Consider the following 23,852-nt stretch of genomic DNA (forward strand, 5'->3'; position numbering starts at 1 on the left):
CCTGCGCGTGCTTACGAAGCCACTTTGCTGGGTCCGAGAAAGGGTCAGTGAGTTCGTCTGGACTTTGAGGATGCGGTGATACGCGCATTGACCATAGAACCAAATCTTGGGGGAGGCAAAGTAGAGCCTCATCTGCTGTCTGGCTGCGGCTCGAATTTATCGACAAACGCCGTCCTTACCTGACAGCGCGGCAGACGCCCGGCACCGCAGGTGTGCGCTCCCCAGGGCGCATCATCTCTTCACGCTTACCCGCGTCAATTGCCGTCGTGCCATGAAGAAATGTCCTTCAGCCGCTTCAGGAGGGACAGTGGGGGAGACTAACCGGGCGCCAGAAACGGTTACCCGCGTGACCTCAAGCGTCTATCCGCCCTCATTGTCGGCCCCGCAGCACCCCCTGCTGGCCGGCAGGCTTTCTCGTGTATGTCTACTCATCCTGCTGACGGGCACTGCGCTAGCCGATGAGGCGAGCATCAGGATCAAGGACGGTGCCGGCAAGGACAAGGTCCTGGCCAACTGCATCAGCTGCCACAGCATCGACTACATCCCGATGAACTCGGTCTTCCTGGATCGCAGCGGCTGGACCGCCACGGTGAACAAGATGGTCAAGGCGTTCGGCGCTCCGATCAAGGACGAAGACATCCCTCAGATCGTGGACTACCTCAGCCGGTACTATGGCAAGGGATGAGGCGGGCGAAGGCGGCCAGGAGGCAAAATGCGCTGCACCAATTTCGGTTTTTGCAAACCCTTGCAGGGGTCGATGAACCTGGCGGGGTTATCCTCGGAGAGGAAATCATCGAGGCATTCTGGAAGCAGGCTTGCGGTCTTCCCCCTCTACGAATCGCTTCATCCGGTCCCGCAATCTGAATGCGTTGATCCAGTCTGGGTGATCGAGACGTTTTTACACAGCCTCGGTCGGGAAGAGACGACCGGGTGGGAGCAGGCCGAGGCCCCTTACCAGCTGCGGCACCGCGCTTCTCAGCCTCGCTCCGGTCGGTGAAGCATGTCGCCGGCGTCAGCAGTACGCGGCGACGGCCGTCAGGTGGTGCGACATTACCGGCAATTATGTCTAAACTCTGGCGTTGCGTGAGCCACGACCCGAAAACCGCGAGGACCCAGTCAGACCGCCGCCCGGCTCCAGTGTCGCGCTGTACGTCGCCTGACCGCGCTAGGCGTTCGACGTCCAATCGTCGTCGGTTGGCGCTAGGCCAATTTGATTGGCCGTCAGATAGGGGCCCAATTCGGGAAAGTCGAACAGCGGAGTTGGCATACCTGCTGGCACCAGTTGGGCACGGTCATCGAAGATCGCGACGCTGGGCTCACTCGCCAGGCGCGACTGAAAATACAAGCCGTCGATCCGAGGAAATGCCGCATGCAATGCCGAACTCCACAGGTTCGGGCCAAGGTAGTCGGTGACCGAGAACACTCGAGCGTCCATGCCAATGGCAGTCAGCGCACCGGTAAGATCAGCGAGCACGAGAGGCCGGCGATCGGCCACGGCGAGCCTGCAAACCCATCGGCTGCAAAGTTCATGCTCATCGAGCATTAGCGGCAGACGTTGTCCCTGGAAGCGCTCCCGAATGACCGCTTCGGCCCCATGCACGCGGCAAAGCTGGGAGCTGCATAGAGAGCGCCGAACTCGCCGCCTGCCGCATCGAACCGGTAATGGGTCACGCCCGGCGCGCGGCGGTTGTAGTAAATAGGCTCCAGGTGCGCGCGATGGATCCGCCAGAGCGCTACCCTCTCGAGATCGAGCATCTTTGTGGCAAGCCGAAGGTCGGCCAGGTCGGCCGGCGGCAGCGGACAACCCAATTCTTCTGCACTAAGGGTCATGCGGCGCCCTGCTCGTCGCGGTACCGCGCGTCGACGAGCCGCACAATGGCGTCTATCGGGGCCGCTGCGTCGGCGATCCAATCCGCCGGCGTGCGTCCCTCCAGCTCTTCTTGCGGGCGATGCAGAAAATTATGGATAACCCAACTACTCGCTCCCGCAGCCACGAATGGTGCAAGCACAGTTGCCGGCCGCTCGGAATCGACGTGGAACTGCCACGACGGATAGCGAAACCCTCGCTCGCGCCCCGGCAGCACGAGGGCATAGAGGCAACCCGCCTGGCGGTCCTGGTTGATGGCGCGGACGAACGTCCCGCATAAAGCGCGGCGTCCTTAAGAGACAGGTTTTCCGACTGTTCCCACTCCCGTGCGGCTGCCAGCCGACCACGTTCGCGCGCCTCCTGCAGCGGATCGGAATGTGCAGCCCCGCCGGCATGTGCCACGGGCTCCCCGGCAGCCACAGAACGACGCTCGCGGAACGGACGATTCGGCTTCGCAAAGATGCGAACGATCCTGCCAAGGGCAGCGTCCAGTTCGTGCTGGACCTCGACGGACAACGCGACCTCACGGGACGCGTCGTTGACGAGCGTCACAGCGGTCTCAACGAGCTCACGGGGCGTGGCGAGTTGCTGCTTGGATGCCATGCGCGCATTCTAGGTGGCTCATTGGCCTCTCAGCGGTGGTCCGGTCGTTTGCCCCTGTTTTGGCGCGGTCTCCTTATTGTTCGCAAGATCGTCCAGATCCACCGGGCGACACTGCCGAACGCTTTCGGTTTCCAAGCTTCCGCCCCTTCCGTGCCCGTCCGCGCCTGATGGCACATCGTTCAGCTCATAGCTGGTGCTTCGCCCACCCCCGATCGCCTTACGGAGGACGCCGCGCACCACCAGGTCGTTGATGTCCCGCAGTGCCGTATCACTGGAGCACTTGGCAATGGCCGCCCACTTGCTACTCGTGAGCTTGCCTTCGAAACCGTCCAGCAGCCGGTTCAGAACCTTTACCTGCCGTGCATTGAGTGCCTGCATTCCCCAGTGGTGCCAGAAGCGCGCTTTGGCCAGTACTTCGTCGAGCGTGACCTGCGCCTGGTCTACCGCGCGGTGCAGCGTTTGGAAGAACCACGACAACCACGGCGTGACGTCCATCGAATCCTTCTGCGTGCGTTCGAGGATGTCGTAGTACGCGTTGCGCTCGCGCTGGATCTGCGCTGACAGGCTGTAGAAGCGTTGTGGACTGCCATCCGCCCGCGCAAGCATCAGGTCGCCGATGGCGCGCGCGATACGGCCATTGCCGTCGTCAAACGGGTGCAGCGTAACGAACCACAGGTGTGCAAGCCCTGCGCGAATCAGCGGCGGCTCGGTGGCCGCCGCGTTGACCCAATCGATGAATCGCCCCGTCTCTGCCGCCAGACGATCGGCGGGGGGCGCCTCAAAATGGACGCGTTGCCGGCTGATCGGGCCGGAAACGACCTGCATGGGTCCGGCTGAATCGTCTCGCCATTGGGCGATGTTGATTTTTGACAGGCCGGAGTAACCTGTGGGGAACAGCGCCGCGTGCCAGCCGAAAAGGCGCTCCTTCAAGACTGGCGCTTGGCTGTTTGCAGTCGCGTCGAGCACCATGTCGACCACCCCTTCAACGTGACGATCCAAGGGCGCAAGCGCGCCGATGTCGACACCCAGCCTCCGCGCGATAGACGAGCGTACCGAATACACGTTGAGCTGCTCACCCTCGATCTCACTTGTCTTGACCACGTCGTTGGTCAGCGCCGCAAGGCAGGCCTGATCCCGCAGCCCCATACCGAGGTCCGCCAACCGCCCCATCAGCATGCCTTGGGCCCGGCTGACCTCAGCCATGGGCGAAGCCAGGGCACTCAGGTCGTACCGCCAAACGGGCCAGTCGGGAGCCTGCCAAATAAAGGTGTATTCGCTGCGATTCATGCGGGGATTATGGTCTGCATTTGCCGCAAGGACAAGTCAATCACCGCATTATATGCGGCGAATGTCGCCGCCATACACTGCAAGCGCCCCACCAGCCGGGAAAAATGCCTAACACGCGGCTTTCGAGCGCCGGCTCAACCCTCGATTTGCTCGAGCTCTGGATCGGCAACAGTCAGACCGAAGCATCGAGCGATGGCCGACTTCGCCGACGCTCCGGTCACCGTGTAGGGGTTGTCCGCTCTCGCGCTGCTCGCGAGCGGGCATGTGCGAGCGGCGCATGTCTGTAGAAGAATTCGTAGGCACGGCGGACGGGAAGGTCTGGGTGGGGACTGGATTCTAGGCCTAGCGGGATAGGCTTCCTCCAGCGGCCGCTGTGCTGTGTCTCGACCACGTCAGCGCTCTGTGGCAAGAGACAGGAAAGGGGCCTCGAGACGCCGCGCGGTATTTGTGTCGAAGAGATGGCAAACGCCGAGACGGTGATTTTCTTTGATGCGATCCGGGATTTGTGCCGCAAGGGGCAAGGTGTGGTCCCGAACACAAACAATCGTGTGAAAGCAAGCAAGATTGTAGATCTGCAAGTGGCAGCCTTTTGGCAGAATGCCTATAATGGGGCGGCATTCTGCCAGGGAGCTAGACTATGCACACAATCGCCTTCCAGCCCACGGGCGCGAGCCAGCTATCTCGCAATCGCTATTTGGAGAGTTTAAGTGCTGTTTTGAGCACAAAGATCCACTCTGAGGCCGATTTGGTTGCTCTGGCGGTCGAGCGCCTTCCGACGGAGACCATGCAGAGCCTTCTCAATGTGGGTCTTGCCTGGGACGAGATTAGCTTCATCATTCCACGCCGCACGCTGACTCACCGCCGCGAAAGAGCCGAGTCACTCACGGTGGACGAATCGGACAAGGCGATTCGACTTGCTCGGATCCTTGCCCAAGCGATCAGCACCTTTGGCGAGGCTGATCGCGCGTTACGGTGGCTGCGAGCGAGCCAACAACGGTTTGCCTCCAAGTCGCCGCTTGAACTGGCCAGCACCGAACAAGGCGCGCGCTTAGTTGAGGAAGCAATTATCCAGATTGACGAAGGATACTTCGCCTGATGATTCTCTGGCGTATTAGCAATTATGCGGACCTCAAGGGAATCGGCGGGCTGCGTGCCGGCGGACGCTGGCACTTCGCTGGACAGCCGGTAGTCTACCTCGCTGAGCACCCTGCCTTGGCCTTTCTCGAGGTTCTCGTACATCAAGATATCAGAAAGATGGAGGATCTTCCCACGCACTACCAACTTCTCCAGATCGAGGTACAAGACACCATCGCCGTCGCGGAAATTTCGGACATGCCAAAGGACTGGAAAAGCAACAATCACTGGTCCAGAAGCGCCGGCACGGAATGGCTGGCGTCGCGCACGAGCTTGCTGCTTAAAGTGCCCAGCGTGCTGGTGCCATATGCATCCAACTACGTGTTCAATCCGGGGCATCCAGATGCCGAAACGGTACGTATCGTGGAAGCTCGGCGCGTAGACCACGATCCGCGCATCTTGTCACTGCTCAGCGAACAAAAGCCGCGCACTTAAAAAGTCGTGTCCCCTTTTCGTGCCGGCTTGGTGGATTGACCCAGCTCGCGATAAGGCACCGTTATCGTGCCTTATCCCCGGGTCCCGGCAACGCCAGCGTTACACCACCGCCGGGGCACTCCCACTTACAGCTGGCTTGCGAGTTTGGGGAAGCGCAATGGCAGTAGCCGGCGCCAAGTTCCTGTCGTTCGGAGAGCGGTGGATGACCGCGACGGGTCGACAATGGAAGTCCGGACCCGCGCGTCTGCGCTGCACTTTACTTTGCCCTGTGTCATTGCATTTCCTGATTGGTGGAACCAACGGGACCTGGCCGCCTGCCCGTCCCATGTGAGACAGCGTACATAGTGGATACGCCGGAGAAGAAACAATGGGTGACAAGACAGGGAGACAACATGCTCACAGATGAAACCGCTATTGTTACGTCCGCCTTCGTCGAAACCTGGGAGCCTAGATACGACGAGAGCGAGGATGATGAACCGGAATATCAAAGGATTATTCCGTGGTCAGGAGCGAAATCTCCCACACCGGCACGATTAGCGCATCGACCCTCACCCGAATCCTGAATTGGAAGTCGCCCAGAACAAAAGGCAAGGTCGACTGGTGGCGCTACGACGATTACGCCGCCACGTTCGCAACAGCGACCTGCCATCCGGACGTTGACGAACGACTCGACATTATCTGTACGGTGCGTGGGATGGGAGCGTGTGTGGGATCGACGATCCTGCATTTCATCTTTCCTGACGGCTACCCCATCTACGATGTCCGCACGGTCGAGACGCTATCGTACCTCGGCGCAAAGATGCCGGAAACTCGAAGCGTGGCTAATTACCACGCCTTTCGGGACCAGATCGTGGGCTCCAGGTTGGATATGCCCCAAATGGAGCTTGAGCAGATTGATCGTGCCTTGTTTGCGTTCCACAAATTTAACCCGCAAATCTTCGGTGCGATCCTGAGCAACGGCCCTTCGACGCACCGGCGGGAGGCAAGGCGGATGGCATGCCACCGTTAAGGAAGCCGCGCATAGCCGCGCGTTCAGCAATACCACCGCAAACACTGGCAGATCGCGCACCCGCCGTTCATCACGAATGACTACGAACTCGATTTCCACTGTTTGTTGGAAGATTAAAGTTGAGCCAAGGAGTGTTGACGCACTCCTTGGTGCCCCTCAATGTCTGATACGGGGGGCGGTGGCGGCGAGCACCGGTCCGCCCGAACGCAACAGTTTTTCAAACACCCAGGCGGCGTGCCAACGCCTCTGACTCATGAGTCGCTCAATATGTTGCTTGTGATGGACCGCGTCCCGCGCGGCCTTGCGCTGGTGTCGCTTGGTGTTGCAGTACCGACAGGCGGCCACGATGTTGCTTTGGAAGTCGCCGCCGCCGTCAACCCGGGCCTGCAGATGTTCGGCAGTGCATTGAAGGTTTCGAGCCTGGCGACTGGAGAGATCGAAGGCCGCAGCGAACGCCTCCATGGATCGCTGCCACATTGGACAGTGGCAATAGAAGCAAAGGCCGGATTGGCGACGGAAAGCGTGAGCGCGCAGACGCGCGAGAGTCAAGGGCATGAGCGGTCCTGTTCAGGAAGATTTCGGAAACATCGAAACCCGCTCGCCCTTAGGGGGCATATACGGGGACCAGCCAAGTAGCTCGTGCTGGCACCACATCAGCTCCCATAAGGAGACTGACGGGATAGAGTTTAGTCGCAAATTTTCCCAAGACACAAGGGGAAGACGCGCCCGTCTTGCAAGATTGCAACACAGCTCCTCAGCTGACAGCTCAGGTCTGCGCCGCTACGCCTTGGGATCTCGCTTGCAGTCGCGGCTCTGGCACATTAAACATTCGCGCTTGCCAGGGTTGTTTAGCCCTGAAAATGTTAGTAGCGATAAGGGCCAAAGCTAGCCGTGTTGGGCGGCCGGCTAGCTAAATCGCGCGCACCGCGCTAACTAGAACAAGGACGATCCTCTCGTGTATCGCGTCAGACGGATGTACCTGGTGAATGCCGGGACCAACAAGAATAAGACCTCGCGTCGAATCGCGGACGTCGATCCCCGGGATGGCGCTGCTGTTGTCGGGCCGAACGGCGTAGGCAAGACCACGACACTGCGTCTGAATCCGTTGTTTTACGGCCACCTTCCCAGTCAGATCATTCAAGCCGGCCATGGCCAGAAATCCATGCCGCGCTTCGTCTTCCCGACTCCTGAAAGTACGGTCGTCTTCGAGTATCAGCGCGGTCCGTCGGAGTCCACCGACCTGCGTCTGGCTGTACTTCGTGCCAGGCGGGACAACCCGGATGCACTTGAATACCGCCTATATGAAAGCGCGTTCAACCGTGACCTCTTTGTGGATGGCGCTGGCAACTTCATGGATGACGCCGGCTCCATCGCCGCGGCCGCAAACCTCGGTGTCAATTTCACGCCGAAGCTGACGACCTCCGAGTACCGCTCGATCATTTTGAACCTGCGTGGCAATACCAAGGATTCACAAAAGCTCCGCCTGCTCGCTCGCGAATATTCCTTCACTCCAAAAGCGATGCCGAACCTTGATCGGCTCGTGGCCGCTGTGGTGAAGGAACACGTCAGCTTCAGTGATCTGATTCAGGTCGCGGTGGGCATGGTAAACGAAGAGATCGGTAGCGCCAGCGCGACCGATCGCAACAAACTGCTGCTGAAACAGACGAAGTCTGACATCACTGACTGGATCAAGAACCGCCGGGCTTGCGAGGAATCGCACAAGCTCACGCCGTCTGTCGAGGAACTCGAGCGTTGCATCGATCGGTACTACGGCGAAGAGAACAACATCCGCCTGCTCTCCTGTGAAGTGAGCGCCTTACACAATCACAAGTGCGACATCCTGCGAGACGCGACTGCCCGCCGGCACGAGGCAGACGAGCAGCGCCGGCGGACAGAGGCAGAAGAGCAGTTTGCGCACGAACGTCTTTCCTTGTCCCTCGAAACCACCCAGACCAGTCGCCGCAAAGCCGAGCAGGACTTCCGCGATCAGGAGGCCATGAAGAAGCGTTTCGATGACGGCAAGGTCGAGCAGTGGTCCAAACAGCAGGAGCATGCCCCCCTGCTGAAAGCAGAGCGCGCCAACATCATGCACCAGCGGAACATCTATGCCGCTGAGACTGCCTCGATCGACGCCGAGATCAACGCGGCCAAGGAACAAGTGACGATCGCGCGCGACGCCTCCCTTGAGACTATCGACACCGAGTGGAAGGAAGCGGTCGAGCGTCGCAACATCCAGATTGACAGCCTGAACACGCAAATGAAGGAGGCGATTGGGTCGGCGCGCGAACGCCATACGGAACAGGCGTCTAAGGCTGAGGCGGCCATCCGGGCCAGCGAGGTCGCTTTGACTCGCGCTCGGACCCTTTCGGAGCGCATAAAAGGGCCGGCCGACCTGTGTGAGGTCGTTTCTACCCTGCGGGACGAAGTTGACGCCCTAAACGACGAAGTCAGCCAGGCGCGCAGGACGGAGGTCGAGCGCAGCCGCGAACACGCAGCCGCTTGCCGCGCCTTCGACGATCTCGATCGTGAGGTTGATGCCGCCCAGGGCCAAGTCGCCGGAATCAAGGACCAGATCGCAAGCCTTGAGCGAAGCCTGGAACCCGAGGAAGGCACGGTCCACGCGGCATTGCGCCAGCATCCCCGTGAAGATTGGGAAAACCTCGCCAAGCTCATCTCGCCCACACATCTGACGCGGACAGACCTCAGTCCGAACTTCGACGCCACCAAAGACGCCCTCACCGCGTTTGGTTGGTCTGTCGACCTCGACAAGATCGCCGTCCCCTCGTGGGCAAATGAGGAGGACACCCGTGCCGAGATCCTGGCTACCCAACAGCGCCTGGAAGCCGCCCAGCGACACTTCGACGAACTAAAAGGCAAACGCGATACTACCTCCGCCCGGGTAACGAGTGCACACAACCAACTCCTTCTCGCCCAAAGTCAGGTTTCCCTCGTTGAAAAAAACCGGATCACGAAGTCGCAGAGCCTTGACCGTGCAAAGCTTGCGCTGGAGCAGGCCAAGAAGGAGGAGCGCGAACGCTTCGCCGCAGACGTCAAGCGGCTTTCCAAAGAACTCTCGGACTTGGAAGCGGGTCGCGCCGCCCAGTCCAAGGCTGCCAAGGAAGAACTGAGCAAGATTGAGACGCGCTTCGGCAAGCAGCTTTGGGATGCCGATATCGCCGCCAAGAAGGAAATCACTGACTTCGAGGAAAAGCGACTTGCCATCAAGGAACAAGCTCAGGTCCATCTGCGCGACCTCGACGCCCATCGCAGGCAACGCCTGCGCGAAAAGGACCTCGATCCCGCAAAGATCGATGCGTGGGACACCCGTCGACGGAAGATTGACAGCGAACTTCGACAAATCGAGGACAACGCCACGCTCGTCGATCAATGGCGCGACTGGCTCAAAGCGAACGGCCCCGCCGAGCTCATCAGGCTTGAAGGCGAGTTGCAAGCCGCCGAGTCTGCACTTTCAGCGGCCTCCGGCGCTCTCATGGAGCATGAAGCCCAGGCCATGCGTGCGGCAGAAACCCACCGGGTCCAGCAAGCAACCCTTGAGAAGCAGATTACCGACCTCGCCGAGCAATGCCGCAAGCTTCAGGCGCTTGCCGATGAGTTGCCTGCGCCGATGCGCAGGGACGTTTCGTTCGACGCGAACATGCCTTCGTCGCAGTTGATCAACAATGTCGATAGCGCACGCAGCAAACTCGCCGCCACCAATCGTCGAATTGGTGAGCTGCATCAAACGGTCTACAACCGCCTGACCGCTGGCGAGAATAACGTGAAGGAATTCGTCGAAAAGTCGGTTTCGGAAGCGACCGAACGCATCGACAAGGCGCATGCGCTTGTGAAGTGTCACAGGAACATCCCTGGCGAGATCGTTAGCAACCTGAACAACACCCTGCGGGTCATTCTCGACACGATCGAACGCTTCCACGGGGCAATCCAAAGCTTCGAGACCGAGATCAAGCGGTTTAACCGCGAACTCGGCAAGGGCCTGCGGTCGGTACAGCCCTTTGAGCGCATCAAGGACCTCGAAATTGAGATGGTCACTGACTTCAGCGATCTGGGCTTCATGGAACGGCTCAAGAAGGTCAGCCAGTTCGCCAAGGAGACGCACTTCACGCTCGGCCGCGCAGGGCAGCGCCGCGAGGTCCCTGATGTTGGGGCGGAAATCGTGCTGCAAGAGTTTGCCAACACGATCGCCACCGGTGGCCGCCTTGAGGTCGATCTTGCCTCCCACATCCGCATCCGCGGAAGGGTCATGGAGAACGGCGTGGAAAAGTCGTTTCAACGTGAATCGGAGCTCGAAAATGTATCGTCGAACGGCCTCACGTCGATCATCCTTATCACCCTGCTGATTGGCATGCTCAACATGATTCGCGGAAGCGACCAGGTCTACGTCACCTGGGTGACCGATGAGGTGGGCAAATTTGACGGCCCGAACTTCATTGCGCTGATGGACATGCTGCGCGACAACCGCATTGACGTCATCACCGCCTCCCCTGACCTGAACCCACGGCACTACCGCAAGTTCGCCCAGCGGTACCGCCTCGAGGACATGGGGGTCATCCGTATGTTCGCTCCGCCCAAGCTCCCGGCGGCCATTGAAGAGAGTGTCCCCGCCAACACGTCTGGAGAGGTGCTGTGATCGATGTCGTCCTGAAGACCATTCTCGCGGGCGAGTTCGTCTGCTCCGTCGCGCACGAGTCCGAGTACAACTACCTCTCTGATCCCGACATCCGAGCGCGCGTCGAGGCAAACCTCAACGATCTGGGGTTCCGCCTGGCGCGCACCAACCCTGACGATGGCGCCTACTACATGGCTCCGCGCGACGTCACCACGCTCGCCGTCACCAAGATCAAGGAGGAGCTGCGGCGCTTCCGGGATGTCTATGGCCCGGCGGTGCTGTTGCTGGATGTCATCCGTCAAACCAACTCCACCGAGATCGCCCTGAGCCCGGGCGATGTGATTCGCCTCGCCACGATGGAGGAATTGATTATCGAGAGCGCGTCGCTCGAGAGTCAACTCAACAATCTCAGCGGCGTCATCAAGGGCTTCAACCCCCGCCAATCCATCCGTGAGAACTTCCGACGCGTTCTCGAGCAACTGCGCGAGGACGGCTATGTGACGCTCTTCAACCCCCAGGCGGACATCTACAAGATCACGGGGAAGATCGAATACCTCTACCAAGTCATCGAATTCATCTCGGAGAACGAGGCGATTCAGGCCGAACGTATCGATGACGAGATCGGCGACGAGCAGCAGACCATCGACGGGGTCAGCAATGCGTGAGTCCAACGACCAGATCGCCAAGCTCCTCCGGGCGCTCCACCAGAACGATGACCTAGTGGCTGAGGCGTTTGAGGCCGCTGTCGAGCTCGGCGATCGTCAGCGCAATAATCGGATCGACAACCTGGCCAACCTGAAGGCACTGAAGCCTCAGGAAGAAGGCGTCTACCGATTGAATCCGCGTCTGCGGGAATTCATCGCTGACTATCTCGTCAGTTACCGGGCCTATCAGACGCTTACGCGACTTTCCGGCAGCATCCATCAAGCGCGGACGATCTGGCGCGAGACGCGTATGCGGGAGGATGGTGGTGACGCCGACGACCGGAACTCCCTGTTGGAGCAGTTCATCGACACGGTCATCGACATTTCCTACTCGATAGAGCGCAACCTGTCGCTGCTCCACGCGCTCGTTTCGACGCAGTATGGCGATGTCACCAGCTTCCAAGCGAAGCTGCGCCAGAACAAGTATTACATCAACGAAATCAGTGAGTCGTTGAATGAGATGGCGCAGGTGAGCAACCTGTTCACTGAGATCGAAACCGAAGCTCTCAACGCAGGCATGATGGAGGTCAGAAGCGTCGTTCGTAAGCGCCTGACAAGCCGTCTCCTGATGTGGACTTCCCAGATCAAGGACGTTCAGGCCACCATCAATCGTTCGCTGTTCCGAGCCAGGGTTCTGGAGCAACGTGTCCGTAAGCTCAGCCGCGTATCGCATTGGCTTCGCCAGAACAAAAACTCGTCTGGCTTCGAGATATCGCTCGACGGCGCGCCACCCGAGCTGTTCCGGTCTGAGCCCATTGCCGTGAAGGCGCACATTGACGTTCGCGACGCAAGCGAAGCTGGACGCGCCGCCCTGCTGCACGCTCTGCGCCGGTTGCCACCGCGTCCAGTTCCACTTCCGGTCGAAGAGCGCCCCGCCCCGCTTGCCATCATCGAAGAAGATGTCACTCCAGAGCCTCCTTCACTTGAACCGCATGACGTCATGCTGGAAGCGCTGGTTGGCGAACTTCGAAGCACGTCGGGAGCGATCTCGTTGCGCCGCTGGACGGAGCAACAGCTTGAGGCCGTCGGCCTACCCGTCGAGGACTGGCTGTTGTACGCGTCCATTCAATTGGAGGAGGAAGGCGTTCCACTTACCTTCGTCTCAGACGCGGGCGGCACTGACCGATTTTCAAACGAGATCTCCAACGATGTCATCGCCCAAGGTGTCGCATGATTTTTGATGCCATGCAGGTCACCTTTCTCCAGCGTCTCGTCGCCGATCGCCCCGCCTCCCGTCGCTCCGAGATGGCCGCCTACTTTGCCAGAGAATACAGCGTTGGGCGCCTCGCCGGTCGTTCCATCGCCTATGGCGAGAATGATTGGTTGTTAGCTGCGAAGCTATTGGAGAACCGCGGCCTTCCTATCGAACGGGGGGACGGCGAGCTGCGGCGCGCAGACACTGCACAATACGTCGGCCTGTCCGAGAAGTCGTTTGGCGCAAGGCCGCATGCGGCGTCTGTCGCGGTGCGAACGGCTTTCGGAAGATGTCCACTCAATGGTATCCCAACCGAGGTGCCCGATGGCGCTTACCTGGTCCTGCGTCCCGAGGACGCTTTACGGGTGGAATGCGAACAGATCCTCGTGGTGGAAAACCTCGAGACTTTCCGATACCTCAGTCGTTACCGGTGGATTGATTACCGGTGGAAAGCCACTCTGGCGATCTACCGGGGCGACACGACATTCAATTCGGCGGATGCTGCCCAAATCATCGCAAAGCGGAAGGAGCCCGTGATGGCATTCACGGATTTCGATCCTGCGGGGCTGGCCATCGCTGACCGTCTGCCCCGCCTTTCGCGCCTGGTTTTGCCCGCCGAGAACTGGTTGCGGGATGAGACGATCAAGGCGAAGCGGGGCGACCTCTTCCTGAACCAGATCGATCAGTATGCCGGCAGGCTTTCCGCTTCCTCCCACCCCGATTTACAGCGGGCGTACCGGTTGCTTGTCGAGCTAAAAAGAGGCTTCAACCAAGAGTGGATGGAAGCGGCGCCTTCGATGTAGCCGACCAATCTTCCGCAAGCGCACGGCAGGCGCTGACTTACTGGTACCTCGGCAAGAGACGACCGTTGAATGTCCGCGGGATCCATCGTCACAACCCAATATTTTCACCATCGTGAAAATATTGATTGGGAATCCGGGACTGAGAACCAGCGCGCCGACGGCCGACTTGAGTTGGTGGCGGCGCGGACAGACATCCGCCCTGCCGAACCGAAAGACCTGACCCGCGAGACGCTTTCCAAGAATCAAGCCAATTATCGCATTGATCCCCCTCCCCAAGTGGGGTGCACGTCGATGCAAAAACAGACGGCATTTGCAGGATAATCGCTGATTCCCGGAATAGGGTAACGTTAAAGTTTAAGACGTTGAACGCGCTTCCGCTGTAAGCACACCTCGGGCTACCTCCACTTGCAATATTAGGTCGCTTTACTCCGGGATGCACATAGTTGATCGCATCGCTTTCTCGTCTTCAAGATGGCTTACGGCGTAAAAATTATAATTGCAATCATGCGAAATTGGCTTCGAACATTTTTGTTCATCACGGCATTTTCTCCCGCCCTAATAACCATGGCCTATGTTAGGTACGATATTTACGGGTGGAGAACCGACGTTTTACAATTAGGAATAATTGGCATAATTGGCTCATTAGTTCCCCTCTGCGTCATCGCCCTTGTCAAAACTCAGGGCGAATCATTTCACATGAGCGCAAAGAAAATTGAGTCCAACGATTTCATGTTGCTTGCTTTTATTGGCAGCTATTTGTTACCACTAATATCAAAAGCGACAGATCTTTCCGTAAATGGGGTTACGTTTATTCTGGCCATTTTGGGCATCGTGATGTGGCTCACTGCATCAATCCCTGTGCATCCTTTATTGCGCGCATTTCGCTTCAGATTCTACAAGATCGAATCCTCCTCGGGGATGGTTTACACCCTTATTACGCGACGTGAAATAAGGGATCCGCGCGAAATTCGTGCTGTAAAAAAATTATCGGAAACTATGATTATGGAGGATGAAAATGCTTAATCTATTTGCTTTAACTGATAATCCTGCGCATCGACGACTTCGCTTCTCTCTCTCGCAAGACGTTCAGAATGAACTGACGGCATTGTTGACCCAACAGGAGGCCTCTTTTAGAAGCGGCGGACAAGAGGAGATTCCTTTCGATGGAAAATATAAGCCAGATCTGGGGGAAATCCTAGTTATTAATGGCTTCGATGACCTAGATGGACTGGCCGACGCTGTCTCAACACCGCTTTCCATCCAGGAAGTACAGCCGACGCCAGAAATATTCGACACAATTAGGGCGCTTTTCTCTGGGTACGTTAACGCGGAAGGAACAAAAACCGTATTACTCACCAGTCCGTAAATAAAGCGACAAAAATTGGAACCTCGTGACGACCGTTTAGTCTCATTCAACATGAAACGAGATGGCCGTACACTCGATCGCGCGACGCAAGAGGAATTCCGCCGGCTTGCCTTGCGCCGGGTTCGCGAAGGCGAGAAACCATCGGTGGTGGTGAAGTCGCTGGGCATGAACCGAACGTCAATCTACCGTTGGCTCAAGGCGGCCTCGGGCTCGGGCAAAGGCGCGCGGGCGCTGGCATCGCGTCCAGCGACAGGCCGGCCACGCAAGCTCACGCGAGCGCAACAGGCGCAGGTCTTTCGGTGGATCAACGGGCGGGATCCTCGGCAGTACGGTCTGGACTTCGGGCTGTGGACACGACAGATTGTGGCCACGCTCATCGATGAGAAATTTGGTGTGAAGATGGGTGTCACAGCGGTGGGCAGGCTGCTGGCGGGACTGGGCTTGAGCCCGCAAAAGCCATTGCAGCGGGCGTACCAACGAGATCCGCAGGCCGTCGAGCGCTGGCAGCGTGAATCATTTCCGGGTATTGCGGCTGCGGCCAAGCAAAGCGGTGCGGACATCTACTTCTGGGACGAATCAGGATTTCGAGCCGACGCGGTGCATGGCAAGACCTGGGCGGTCAAAGGCGAGACACCGGTGATTGAGCGCCCCGGGCAGCGCCAATCGATTTCCGCCGCGTCCGCGGTGAACGCCAAAGGTGCCTTCTGGTTTGCGACCTACAAAGGGGCCTTGACCGCGGAGCTATTCATCGAATTGCTCAAGAAGATGATGAAGGGCCGCAACCGCCCAGTGCATCTGATCGTTGACGGACTGCCAGCACACAAGAAGGCCAATGTGCGCGAGTACATCGAATCGACCAAGGGAAAGCTCACGATGCATGTGCTGCCGGGTTACGCGCCCGACCTGAATCCCGACGAGTTCGTGTGGAGTCATCTCAAGCGAACTGGTGTGGCGCGCAATCCGTTGCGAGCGGGCGAGAAACTGGAAATCCGCGTTGAGCAGCACCTGCACGAGGTGAAGAAGAACCGCCGGCTTGTGCGCTCATTCTTCGACGCCCCATCTGTCGCCTATATTTCGGACTGCTGAGTAATCCAGCACTTCGATCGAAAGAGGGTAATTTCAACCAACGGTTTATCGATTTTTCATTCGGCAAACGTCTATAAAAAAATAGAAGGCATCGGACTTACCGTTGACAACAAAATGACTGCCACTCTTCAAGATGGGGCGCTGAAATTTCATAGCTTCCATTTGTTAAGGCAAATATTTGATTTGTCAGCGTATTATAACGAGGCGACGGACGTTGATATTCAAGAATTTGCAAACTCGGAGATCGTCGCAGTACAGGATGCCGATGCTTTAGTGTCCATATCTGACACTTGGGTCCGAATGAAACTATGGCTTATTTCTCAAAGTCAAATACTTCAAAAAATTCCGGTATCTGATATAAAGGCTGTTGCGGCTGAATTTAATATTAACTTGAGTACTACCAATGATGGCGGCGAGGAAAAAATCGTAATTCCTGACACAAAAAAAGACCTAAAGACTTTACTTAGATTTCTGGATGAGGATTACTACAAATCCCCTCTCCTCCAGAATCACTACATGACAAATTCAAAACGCCCACTGTAACTTATTGGGGGCGACTCGCACATTGTTTTTCTAACAGCGTAGTTCATCGGGGAGTGGCACTGACGAGTTCGTGACATACGCCGCCCCCCTTTAAGGGGGGACTCGCGCAGTCGAAGATCGCTGGCCTTGCGCAGCGTGCCACCAGGGCCCATTGTGTTCTTTCGCCTTGCAGCAGCCCCAGTCACATCGTTCGACCGATCATGCTAAGCAATCACAAAGCTAATTCGACCCGGCACTTAGAATTTCCGAACGACAATAGCGGCAAAGCGTTTGAGGACATGTGCCTCATTATCTACGGTGTCTTCTATCAAACGGACGATGCGGTTTTCCACGGCCGCAAGGGACAGCGTCAAAATGGCATTGACATCCGGCTTACCGACAAACGCGGCAACGATCCCTCCCGGCATAGGAAAGTCGTCATCCAGTGTAAAGACTATCCAAATGGAAAGTTGACTCTTGCCGATGTCCGAGACGATATCAAGGCAGCGACGCTTCCGGCTGGCCGGCCCAGCGTTAGCGAACTCATTATCGCGACAACCTCGCTAGCCGATGTAAATCTCGATATGCGCATCCAGGAATTTGTTGAGACCCTGGATACTCCCGTCACGGTATCAGTGCATTCCCGGAGCAAGCTGGAGAGCATCGTCGCCCAGCATGAGGTACTTTGCGAGCATTTCTGCGACCCATTACACCCCATCGGAGAGGTAAGTGAAACCCTGCGCAAACTGGGGGACGACATAGAAAGGCTCACATCGGCGGGTATGTTCCTCAGTGCCGGCAAGTTGCTGCCGCAGCATAATCAGGATCAGCACCATCGAGGGCGACCAGCTATCACACCCGCCAGGATGCCGGTCGAGCTCCGTTCAAGTCTACTGCGCCTTTACATGGCCACCGGCGACTTTGAACACGCACACGACATCCTCGACGTCGAACTCCCGCGAAAGGCATACAGCGCTGACCTGCGGCTCAAATTTATGCGCGCGTTGAGAGTTTTAAGGCGGGTGGAGCGCCAATCGGCGCCAATCAGATACGTCGGAGAGGTACGTAACACGTTTTCGCAAGAGATAGACCACGACGCTCGCTACCTGCTTTCCGCCAACGGCGCTCTTGATGACCAGTTGGCCCTCGCGTATCTGGTCGTCTTCCACTCGGAAACTGACCACTTGATCGACGATGGGCTGAGACGCGCCCTCGGACTGATTTGCCAGGCGTGGCCCCCAATGGCGTTTCCCCGTCCAGACGGACAGGGGTGGTACAAAGCGTGGAATTCCAACTTCATTGGCCCAACAAATCAACCTCCGCCGGCTCGGTTTGATCTGCTCGACACTCGCTCAGAAAGGGAGAGACAAGATAAAGCGGACGCCGACAAACGTGCAATGAGTCTGGCGATGGCTTATTCACGGATTCGCGCAACGTACCTCCAGCGCCGAGGTGCGGCTGCCATCCTGCAAATCGAGGACGAGCTTGGGGGATGGGCCAGAACCATCGTCGACATTGACCCCGGATGCGTCCACAACCCACTCTTCCATAACCAACTGCGGCGGTCCGCCGAGGCAGACTTGCCAACCTGCTGGGCCGAATTCATACGCGGCCAGTGGGATCATGACGAGACGATGGAAGGCCACTGCATCTCGACTCTGCATACATACGATAAACGTCGCACCTGCTCGTCCGAGGCCCTATTCACGGACTGCTTGATCAACGACGGCAAGCTGTGGCGCTCGAGACATAAGCTGGTGACGACCAACCATTCCATGGAGCGACTGTTGTGCCTAGCCCGAACGGTCGAGTTAAGCGTTGGGTGCGGCTGGCGCGCTGGTGAACTGGCCGGCTACCCCCCACTCTTAGAGCGAATCAGGGACCTGATTGGAGAATGCCGTTTGGCGAGTAACTCCCGCAGGCCCGAACCCCCGCCCCTTGTTACCGTTGTGCCCGCCTACTGCGACCACCTTACGCCGCCCACTCAACCAGGCGGAGGCGACGATACGACCCACGCGATTCAGCTAGCCGCCACGATTGGCGCCCCCTTCCTCGCCCCTCTCCTCCGAGAATATGAGCGCGTCCAGATTTACAACCGGGTTGCCAAGAACGCGTCAGAATCTAGCGCTGGATTGGCCGCAGTCGTGGAGGTGGACTGTGCGTGGCCGCGACCAGATGGCGTGCAATGTCGCTTTTGACGCGTACCCCTCCCTTCTTCCAATGGCGGGATTCGATCTAGGGGGAAGCGAGCGGCGAGGCTCCGCTCGTGGCGGTCGCGGGTTATTCGATCCTGCACCGGACTACGCTTAGGCGCGCAATCACTCGCCGCGTACACTCCTCCGCCCGCGCCTTGTGGCGAAACGCTTGAATAGCGGTCATCGTGCTTTGCGTGCGAAATCTGGCGGTGGCCGCTCCGGTTTCGGCTTGCAGTAATGCTTTTCGGCCATGAAGGGTCCTTTGAAGCAGTAGCTTTCCAACTACTTGATTCAAAACAGATTTGGCGGCCAGACCGCAAGATTTCACACGCGAAGTATGAATACCCCTATTCGGCAACGGAGGGTCATTCTAAGAACTCGACCTTATTGCGGCGGGATGACCATGCGTCGGCCTCGGGCAGGGGGCCATCACCGACATTTACAGCTGGCCATGTGTTGGCCAAACGGCGGTTGATTTCGGTGAACTGCTGCTCAGTATCTTTAAGGTCGTACTCGCTCTTGATCGCCGCAACCGGGCAGATCATTTCGCATATTGAGCAGTTTATGCAAACTTCAGGATCGATTGCCATGAAGTTTGGCCCTTGATGGAACGCCTCTACGGGACAGACCTCTACGCACTCTCCGTAGCGACAATTGATACAGGGCTCGGTTACTACGTACGCCATGATCTGCTCCTTTACAGAGAACTGCGGTAAGCCCGCAGTTCTCCTACCGGTCGGCCGTGGTCTTACGAAGACTTGCGGAAGCCTGCGGTACCAAAAAAGACGTTTGGCTTACGGTAGACAGCGAGAAGCAAGCAGCCCTCGTCAGAGTGGGTCTCATGCAACGAGCCAGGTTGACGCCAAACAAACTGCCCGGCACGGCAGATGCCGTCGTGATCGTAGAACGAGCCTTCCAGTACGTAGCTCTGCTCAATTTCGGGGTGCTTGTGGAAGGGAAGCACTGCACCCGGCTCCCATTTCAGGAGAACCGTCATCTCTCCGGCCTCGTCGTTGCGGTACAGCACTTTCATGGAAATCTTTTCGAACTGGGAGGGCTCCCATTCGAAGGTGTTCGGATCCACATATACAGACCCTCCGGGAGTGGGATCCAGCTTGCCTTTCAGGCGCTCAGCAAAGTGCTTGCTTTCAGCGATGTCGGTCATGAGTCGTCTCCTATGTGACCTAGTGGATATGCTTGGTGCAGGTGCAAATGCGCTGCCGCACGCTCCACAATGTAGTGCCTAGTTTCCCTACAGTCAACCAATTTTTGACGCGATCCGAGATATAGCGCCTTATGAGGCGCATGTGTTTCCTTGTTTACCCTTGCATGCTTGCTAAAGTTTCCTGGCGGTGTACTATGCAGGCGCTGTTCTATGAAACAACATGTCCGCCGAAAGGACGAATAGGAAACAGGAGACATTCATGGATGCGTTTTCCGACTCAGGTCGCGTGGTGGGGGTCTCTCCCTCCTCACATCAAACCAGTGCCAGCAACAGCATGGGCAAGGTGGTAATGGCAAGCGTCATCGGCACTATGGTGGAGTGGTATGACTTCTTGCTTTATGGGACCGCCGCTGCGCTTGTGTTCAACAAGCTTTTCTTTCCCTCGCTGGATCCGCTAATGGGCACGCTTGCAGCGCTTGGGTCATTTGCTGTGGGATTCATTGCTCGTCCACTGGGAGGTGCTGTCTTCGGACACTTTGGCGACAAGATCGGTCGCAAAACTATGCTCATGACCACAATGTTCATGATGGGCGGGGGAACGTTTGCAATCGGCTTACTACCTACGTACGCGCAAATTGGGGCCTGGGCGCCAGCGCTGCTGATCCTGTTGCGAGTGATTCAAGGGATCGGCATCGGCGGTGAATGGGGTGGTGCGGCTCTCATGGTTATCGAGCACGCGCCACGCAACCAGCGCGGATTTTTTGGCAGCCTGGTGCAGATTGGTTTTCCACTTGGGATGCTTGCCTCGACTGGAATATTCGCCTATTTGAGCCGTATGCCTGATGCAGAGTTTCTTTCTTTGGGCTGGCGCATCCCTTTCTTGCTCAGCTCCGTACTAGTGCTCCTTGGCTTCTACATTCGTCTCAAGGTCACAGAATCACCTGTTTTTGAGGCTGCAGCAGCAAGCAGCGAACAGCCGCCCAAGATCCCTCTTCTGGAAGTGTTGACGAAGCATAAGCGCAACCTCTTGATCAGTATTGGTCTCAAGGTTTGTGAGGTTGCTTGGGTCTATATCCTCACGGTATTTGTGGTGGTCTATGGCACTACGGTGTTGCACATTCCAAAAGCCATCATTCTGGATGGTGTGTTGCTCGGTGCTGCGCTGGAGCTAATTACCATCCCCCTGTTTGGGTGGCTATCGGATCGCTGGGGTCGCCGGACACTGTACTTCGTGGGCTCTGTCTTTACCATCGCAGCCGCATACCCCATGTTTCTCAGCATCCAGACGGGCAGTTCGGTCGTGATCGCACTTACAATTGCCGTCTGCATGAACCTAGGTCATGGCTCCATGTATGGACCGCAGGCCGCCTTGCTGCCTGAGCTTTTCGGAACAAGGGTTCGATACAGTGGGGCGTCGCTTGGATGCCAGGTGGCAGCAGGAATAGGTGGCGGCCTCGCACCAATGCTTGCTACTGCATTGCTGGCTCGCCAAGGCCATTTCATTGGCGTAGCCGTCATGATTGCTGTTCTGGGCGCCGTAACCTTCATTGCTACTGTTTTCAGTCCGGAAACTTATCGCGACAGCCTGTTTGAGTCCTAAACGGTTTTTTGCCGAAGTCCGACGCCAAATAAGAGGCCTACAATGCACATTTTAGGGTGATTCGCCGATCGAATCCGCTTACAATCTTCATGGGAAACAGATGAAGTTTCCCATCCCTACTTCTAGGCGAATGGAAATTGCAAGCATGACGGCCAAAACTCTAGAGCGAAATCGAAGTTTCTTGCAGTCCGAGCGAGCACCCCGGCAGGATCCCGGTTCAACCCTCTCCCCCTCAGAGGATGAGGAGGCTGTCTGCCAACGGCTGCGGCAAGCCAGAATTGAACAGGGCCTTACGCTGGAAGCGCTCGCTGATCGGTCCGGCTTCACGAAGGGGTACCTCTCCAAGATTGAAAATGGAAAGAAGGCGCCTCCTATCGCATCGCTAGCGCGTATCGCGCGGGCGATGGGATTGGAGCTGAGCTACTTCTTTCTGGATCCAGACCAGAGTGGGACGACGGCCTCAGACGATAGTGTCGACTCACCAGTTTCAATCGTCCATCACTGGGAGAGAAAACCCGTAGTTCGGGGAGGGAGTGCCTACGGATACGACTATGTGAGTCTTGCGCATAAGAAGCACGCCAAACACATGGATCCGTTTATGTTCACCTTCCCCTCTGAAATCAACCTCGATTACTTTTTCGAGCACCCTGGCGAAGAATTCGTCTTTTTGCTATCGGGAAAAGTAGAGTTCGAGTTCAAGATCGGGGGAAAGCTTCAGCGCTACGTGCTCGAAGCAGGCGACAGCTTGTATTTCGAGTCGAGCACACCCCATCGCGGGCGAGCCCTTGAAGGCGATGCCCAGGCGATCGTTGTAGTAACAGAACCGACCAGTATTGAAAGCGTGTGATTACGTTGACTCGCGCTTTCTCAAACCAACGGGCACCGCCGGTTAGTGTTCGTGGACAATCTAAATTAGAGGCATAATGATGCGCGTGGCAATCGTTTTGTACAATCACATCGAACCAATTGAACTCGCCGTCATCGGCACGCTCTCGATGGCAAAGCGGGTAACAGATGAACTTTCGTATTTCACAGTCTCCGAAAAAGGCGGCCTGGTCGAACTGCAGAACGGGTTGAGGGTTGAAACCGACTATTCCTTCGCAAATGCACCGGCGGCTGACGTGGTAATCATTACAGGTGGCCCGGGATGGCGAGTACAAGTTAAGAACGAATTGATTTTGGACTTTATTCGACGGCGTTTTAACAATAGTGAGACGATCGCAAGTGTTTGCACGGGGGCATTGATTCTTGGGGCGGCTGGCCTGCTCGCCGGCAAAGTCGCCACTACGAAAGTCCCTGTGACAGGCCCCGAAGAGTGTCCGTTGAATACGCTTGCCAGGGACTGCCCTGACACAGAAGTGGTGGAGGCTGTTGTCGTAGATGAAGGGGAGATTGTTACGGGCGGTGGCGTAACACTCGGAATCGACCTCACGCTATATCTTTTGGAAAAATTCTTGGGCGAGGAAGTCTGCTATGAGACAGCCCGAATCATGGAGTACGATGCCGCTATGGACGTCAATCAGAGTCGGCGGCCGATTCTGCGATTCGACACGAGTTCTACCTCGTTGACGACGTAATAGCACGATATGCGAATCGCCATTGTGAGTGCCTGTTGCTTGAGCGGTACCTAATCGATTCAACAACATTAACGACGTCTGTATGGCCGGTCCACGGGACGGTTGGGCTGCCTGTTTGAGACCAACCGTACCAACCAATTGGCCGAAGCTCACCGGCGCGATGCCACGGCGCAGAGGCCCGACCAATGTCAGCAATGGGATGGGACACCCCAACCCGACGACGGCGTGCCAGAGTGGAAGTGTCATCAACCACTCAAACTGGAAGGGGCGTCCACCATGGAGATTACGACAATTGGGGATCGACCTGGCCAAGAACGTGTTTGTGCGACCTGCAAGTCGCCTGAATTTCTGTTTCACAGGAGAACGTATGGCCTGACGAAACCGGTTGTTCCATCAACCGTTCCCTACCCAGACATGCGGAGCCGGTAACAGCTCGGTGTGAAGCTCTGGGGACAACGTAGCCGCCGGATAACCGGTACGCCCAGCCGCGAGGCGAAGCGGAATCTGCCAGCACGAAGGCGGAGAGGAGCAAGGGATGAGTGGGTACGACCAACATATGTGAACTTCTGATAAACGTCGTGATCTTTGACAAGCCAAACGTGCTGACAGGCTTGAACCAAAACGGTATGCGGTGAGGAGTGGTCTTCGAAGACTGGACCACCATGGACAACCAGCCG

At 57.3% G+C, this 23,852-nt stretch carries 23 protein-coding genes; 17 read left to right on the plus strand and 6 right to left on the minus strand.

Annotation, left to right across the window (positions count from 1 at the left end):
- Window positions 1–346 precede the first annotated feature (346 nt).
- Entirely contained in the window at window positions 347–685 is a 339-nt protein-coding gene (locus tag K307_RS04305) for a c-type cytochrome (RefSeq protein ID WP_230625460.1), read from the plus strand.
- A 480-nt stretch (window positions 686–1,165) separates the two neighbouring features.
- Here the strand turns inward: K307_RS04305 and K307_RS49105 are convergent, their stop codons facing one another.
- The 3 genes from K307_RS49105 to K307_RS04315 form a co-directional block, all read right to left on the minus strand.
- The gene (locus K307_RS49105) at window positions 1,166–1,495 is read right to left on the minus strand and encodes a hypothetical protein (RefSeq protein WP_230625461.1); all 330 of its coding nucleotides are present in this window, start codon (window positions 1,493–1,495) and stop codon (window positions 1,166–1,168) included.
- Window positions 1,496–1,542: 47 nt separating this feature from the next.
- The gene (locus K307_RS49110; protein ID WP_230625463.1) at window positions 1,543–1,830 is read right to left on the minus strand and encodes a hypothetical protein; all 288 of its coding nucleotides are present in this window, start codon (window positions 1,828–1,830) and stop codon (window positions 1,543–1,545) included.
- 658 nt (window positions 1,831–2,488) lie between these two features.
- Window positions 2,489–3,757: a Fic family protein gene (locus K307_RS04315; protein WP_080744875.1), complete on the minus strand. Its 1,269-nt coding sequence runs from the start codon at window positions 3,755–3,757 to the stop codon at window positions 2,489–2,491.
- A 637-nt stretch (window positions 3,758–4,394) separates the two neighbouring features.
- Between K307_RS04315 and K307_RS04320 the strand changes: the two genes are divergently transcribed.
- The 3 genes from K307_RS04320 to K307_RS04330 all read left to right on the plus strand — a co-directional run bounded on the left by K307_RS04320 (window position 4,395) and on the right by K307_RS04330 (window position 6,335).
- Window positions 4,395–4,853, plus strand: a complete 459-nt coding sequence (locus tag K307_RS04320; RefSeq protein ID WP_042876546.1) for an antitoxin Xre/MbcA/ParS toxin-binding domain-containing protein — start codon at window positions 4,395–4,397, stop codon at window positions 4,851–4,853.
- Window positions 4,853–5,326 (plus strand): RES family NAD+ phosphorylase, encoded by a 474-nt coding sequence (locus K307_RS04325; protein WP_042876547.1) that lies wholly within the window; start codon window positions 4,853–4,855, stop codon window positions 5,324–5,326. The genes K307_RS04320 and K307_RS04325 overlap by 1 nt, the downstream gene beginning before the upstream one ends.
- A 499-nt stretch (window positions 5,327–5,825) precedes the next feature.
- Complete coding sequence (locus K307_RS04330) at window positions 5,826–6,335, plus strand: hypothetical protein (protein WP_042876550.1); 510 nt, start codon at window positions 5,826–5,828, stop codon at window positions 6,333–6,335.
- Between the two features lie 156 nt (window positions 6,336–6,491).
- Here K307_RS04330 and K307_RS44175 read toward each other — a convergent pair whose 3' ends face one another.
- Window positions 6,492–6,797 carry an HNH endonuclease gene (locus K307_RS44175; RefSeq protein WP_230625467.1) on the minus strand — a complete coding sequence of 102 codons (306 nt, stop codon included), beginning with the start codon at window positions 6,795–6,797 and terminating at the stop codon, window positions 6,492–6,494.
- Between the two features lie 511 nt (window positions 6,798–7,308).
- On the opposite strand from K307_RS44175, the gene K307_RS04340 reads away from it, so the two are divergent.
- The 10 genes from K307_RS04340 (at window position 7,309) to K307_RS04365 (ending at window position 18,836) form a co-directional block, all read left to right on the plus strand.
- Window positions 7,309–10,983 carry an ATP-binding protein gene (locus tag K307_RS04340; protein WP_042876552.1) on the plus strand — a complete coding sequence of 1,225 codons (3,675 nt, stop codon included), beginning with the start codon at window positions 7,309–7,311 and terminating at the stop codon, window positions 10,981–10,983.
- Window positions 10,980–11,627 (plus strand): condensin complex protein MksE, encoded by a 648-nt coding sequence (locus tag K307_RS04345; protein ID WP_042876554.1) that lies wholly within the window; start codon window positions 10,980–10,982, stop codon window positions 11,625–11,627. The genes K307_RS04340 and K307_RS04345 overlap by 4 nt, the downstream gene beginning before the upstream one ends.
- Window positions 11,620–12,840, plus strand: coding sequence for a hypothetical protein (locus K307_RS04350; protein WP_042876556.1), 1,221 nt, complete (start codon window positions 11,620–11,622; stop codon window positions 12,838–12,840). Before K307_RS04345 ends, K307_RS04350 begins: the two co-directional genes overlap by 8 nt.
- Window positions 12,837–13,664 (plus strand): DUF7281 domain-containing protein, encoded by an 828-nt coding sequence (locus K307_RS04355; RefSeq protein ID WP_042876558.1) that lies wholly within the window; start codon window positions 12,837–12,839, stop codon window positions 13,662–13,664. Before K307_RS04350 ends, K307_RS04355 begins: the two co-directional genes overlap by 4 nt.
- Window positions 13,665–13,733: 69 nt before the next feature.
- Entirely contained in the window at window positions 13,734–13,985 is a 252-nt protein-coding gene (locus K307_RS47460; protein ID WP_155301066.1) for a hypothetical protein, read from the plus strand.
- A 375-nt stretch (window positions 13,986–14,360) separates the two neighbouring features.
- Window positions 14,361–14,687 carry a hypothetical protein gene (locus K307_RS47465; protein WP_155301067.1) on the plus strand — a complete coding sequence of 109 codons (327 nt, stop codon included), beginning with the start codon at window positions 14,361–14,363 and terminating at the stop codon, window positions 14,685–14,687.
- A complete protein-coding gene (locus tag K307_RS47470; RefSeq protein ID WP_155301068.1) occupies window positions 14,680–15,030 on the plus strand; it encodes a hypothetical protein in 351 nt (116 codons plus the stop codon). Before K307_RS47465 ends, K307_RS47470 begins: the two co-directional genes overlap by 8 nt.
- Window positions 15,031–15,081: 51 nt before the next feature.
- Window positions 15,082–16,116, plus strand: a complete 1,035-nt coding sequence (locus K307_RS04360) for an IS630 family transposase (RefSeq protein ID WP_042876560.1) — start codon at window positions 15,082–15,084, stop codon at window positions 16,114–16,116.
- A 51-nt stretch (window positions 16,117–16,167) separates the two neighbouring features.
- Entirely contained in the window at window positions 16,168–16,659 is a 492-nt protein-coding gene (locus tag K307_RS45520) for a Kiwa anti-phage protein KwaB-like domain-containing protein (RefSeq protein ID WP_080744876.1), read from the plus strand.
- Between the two features lie 200 nt (window positions 16,660–16,859).
- Window positions 16,860–18,836 (plus strand): hypothetical protein, encoded by a 1,977-nt coding sequence (locus K307_RS04365; protein WP_155301069.1) that lies wholly within the window; start codon window positions 16,860–16,862, stop codon window positions 18,834–18,836.
- A gap of 362 nt (window positions 18,837–19,198) precedes the next feature.
- Here the strand turns inward: K307_RS04365 and K307_RS04370 are convergent, their stop codons facing one another.
- Window positions 19,199–19,519, minus strand: a complete 321-nt coding sequence (locus tag K307_RS04370) for a ferredoxin family protein (RefSeq protein ID WP_042876563.1) — start codon at window positions 19,517–19,519, stop codon at window positions 19,199–19,201.
- Window positions 19,520–19,581: 62 nt separating this feature from the next.
- A complete protein-coding gene (locus K307_RS04375) occupies window positions 19,582–19,998 on the minus strand; it encodes a cupin domain-containing protein (RefSeq protein WP_013959202.1) in 417 nt (138 codons plus the stop codon).
- Window positions 19,999–20,257: 259 nt separating this feature from the next.
- On the opposite strand from K307_RS04375, the gene K307_RS04380 reads away from it, so the two are divergent.
- The 3 genes from K307_RS04380 to K307_RS04390 all read left to right on the plus strand — a co-directional run bounded on the left by K307_RS04380 (window position 20,258) and on the right by K307_RS04390 (window position 23,175).
- Window positions 20,258–21,598 (plus strand): MFS transporter, encoded by a 1,341-nt coding sequence (locus K307_RS04380; protein WP_042881298.1) that lies wholly within the window; start codon window positions 20,258–20,260, stop codon window positions 21,596–21,598.
- Between the two features lie 145 nt (window positions 21,599–21,743).
- A complete protein-coding gene (locus tag K307_RS04385; protein WP_148271766.1) occupies window positions 21,744–22,445 on the plus strand; it encodes a helix-turn-helix domain-containing protein in 702 nt (233 codons plus the stop codon).
- A 76-nt stretch (window positions 22,446–22,521) separates the two neighbouring features.
- Window positions 22,522–23,175, plus strand: a complete 654-nt coding sequence (locus K307_RS04390) for a DJ-1/PfpI family protein (RefSeq protein ID WP_013959199.1) — start codon at window positions 22,522–22,524, stop codon at window positions 23,173–23,175.
- Window positions 23,176–23,852 lie beyond the last annotated feature (677 nt).

This window comes from Cupriavidus necator A5-1 (assembly GCF_000744095.1).
Taxonomy (GTDB): domain Bacteria; phylum Pseudomonadota; class Gammaproteobacteria; order Burkholderiales; family Burkholderiaceae; genus Cupriavidus; species Cupriavidus necator_A.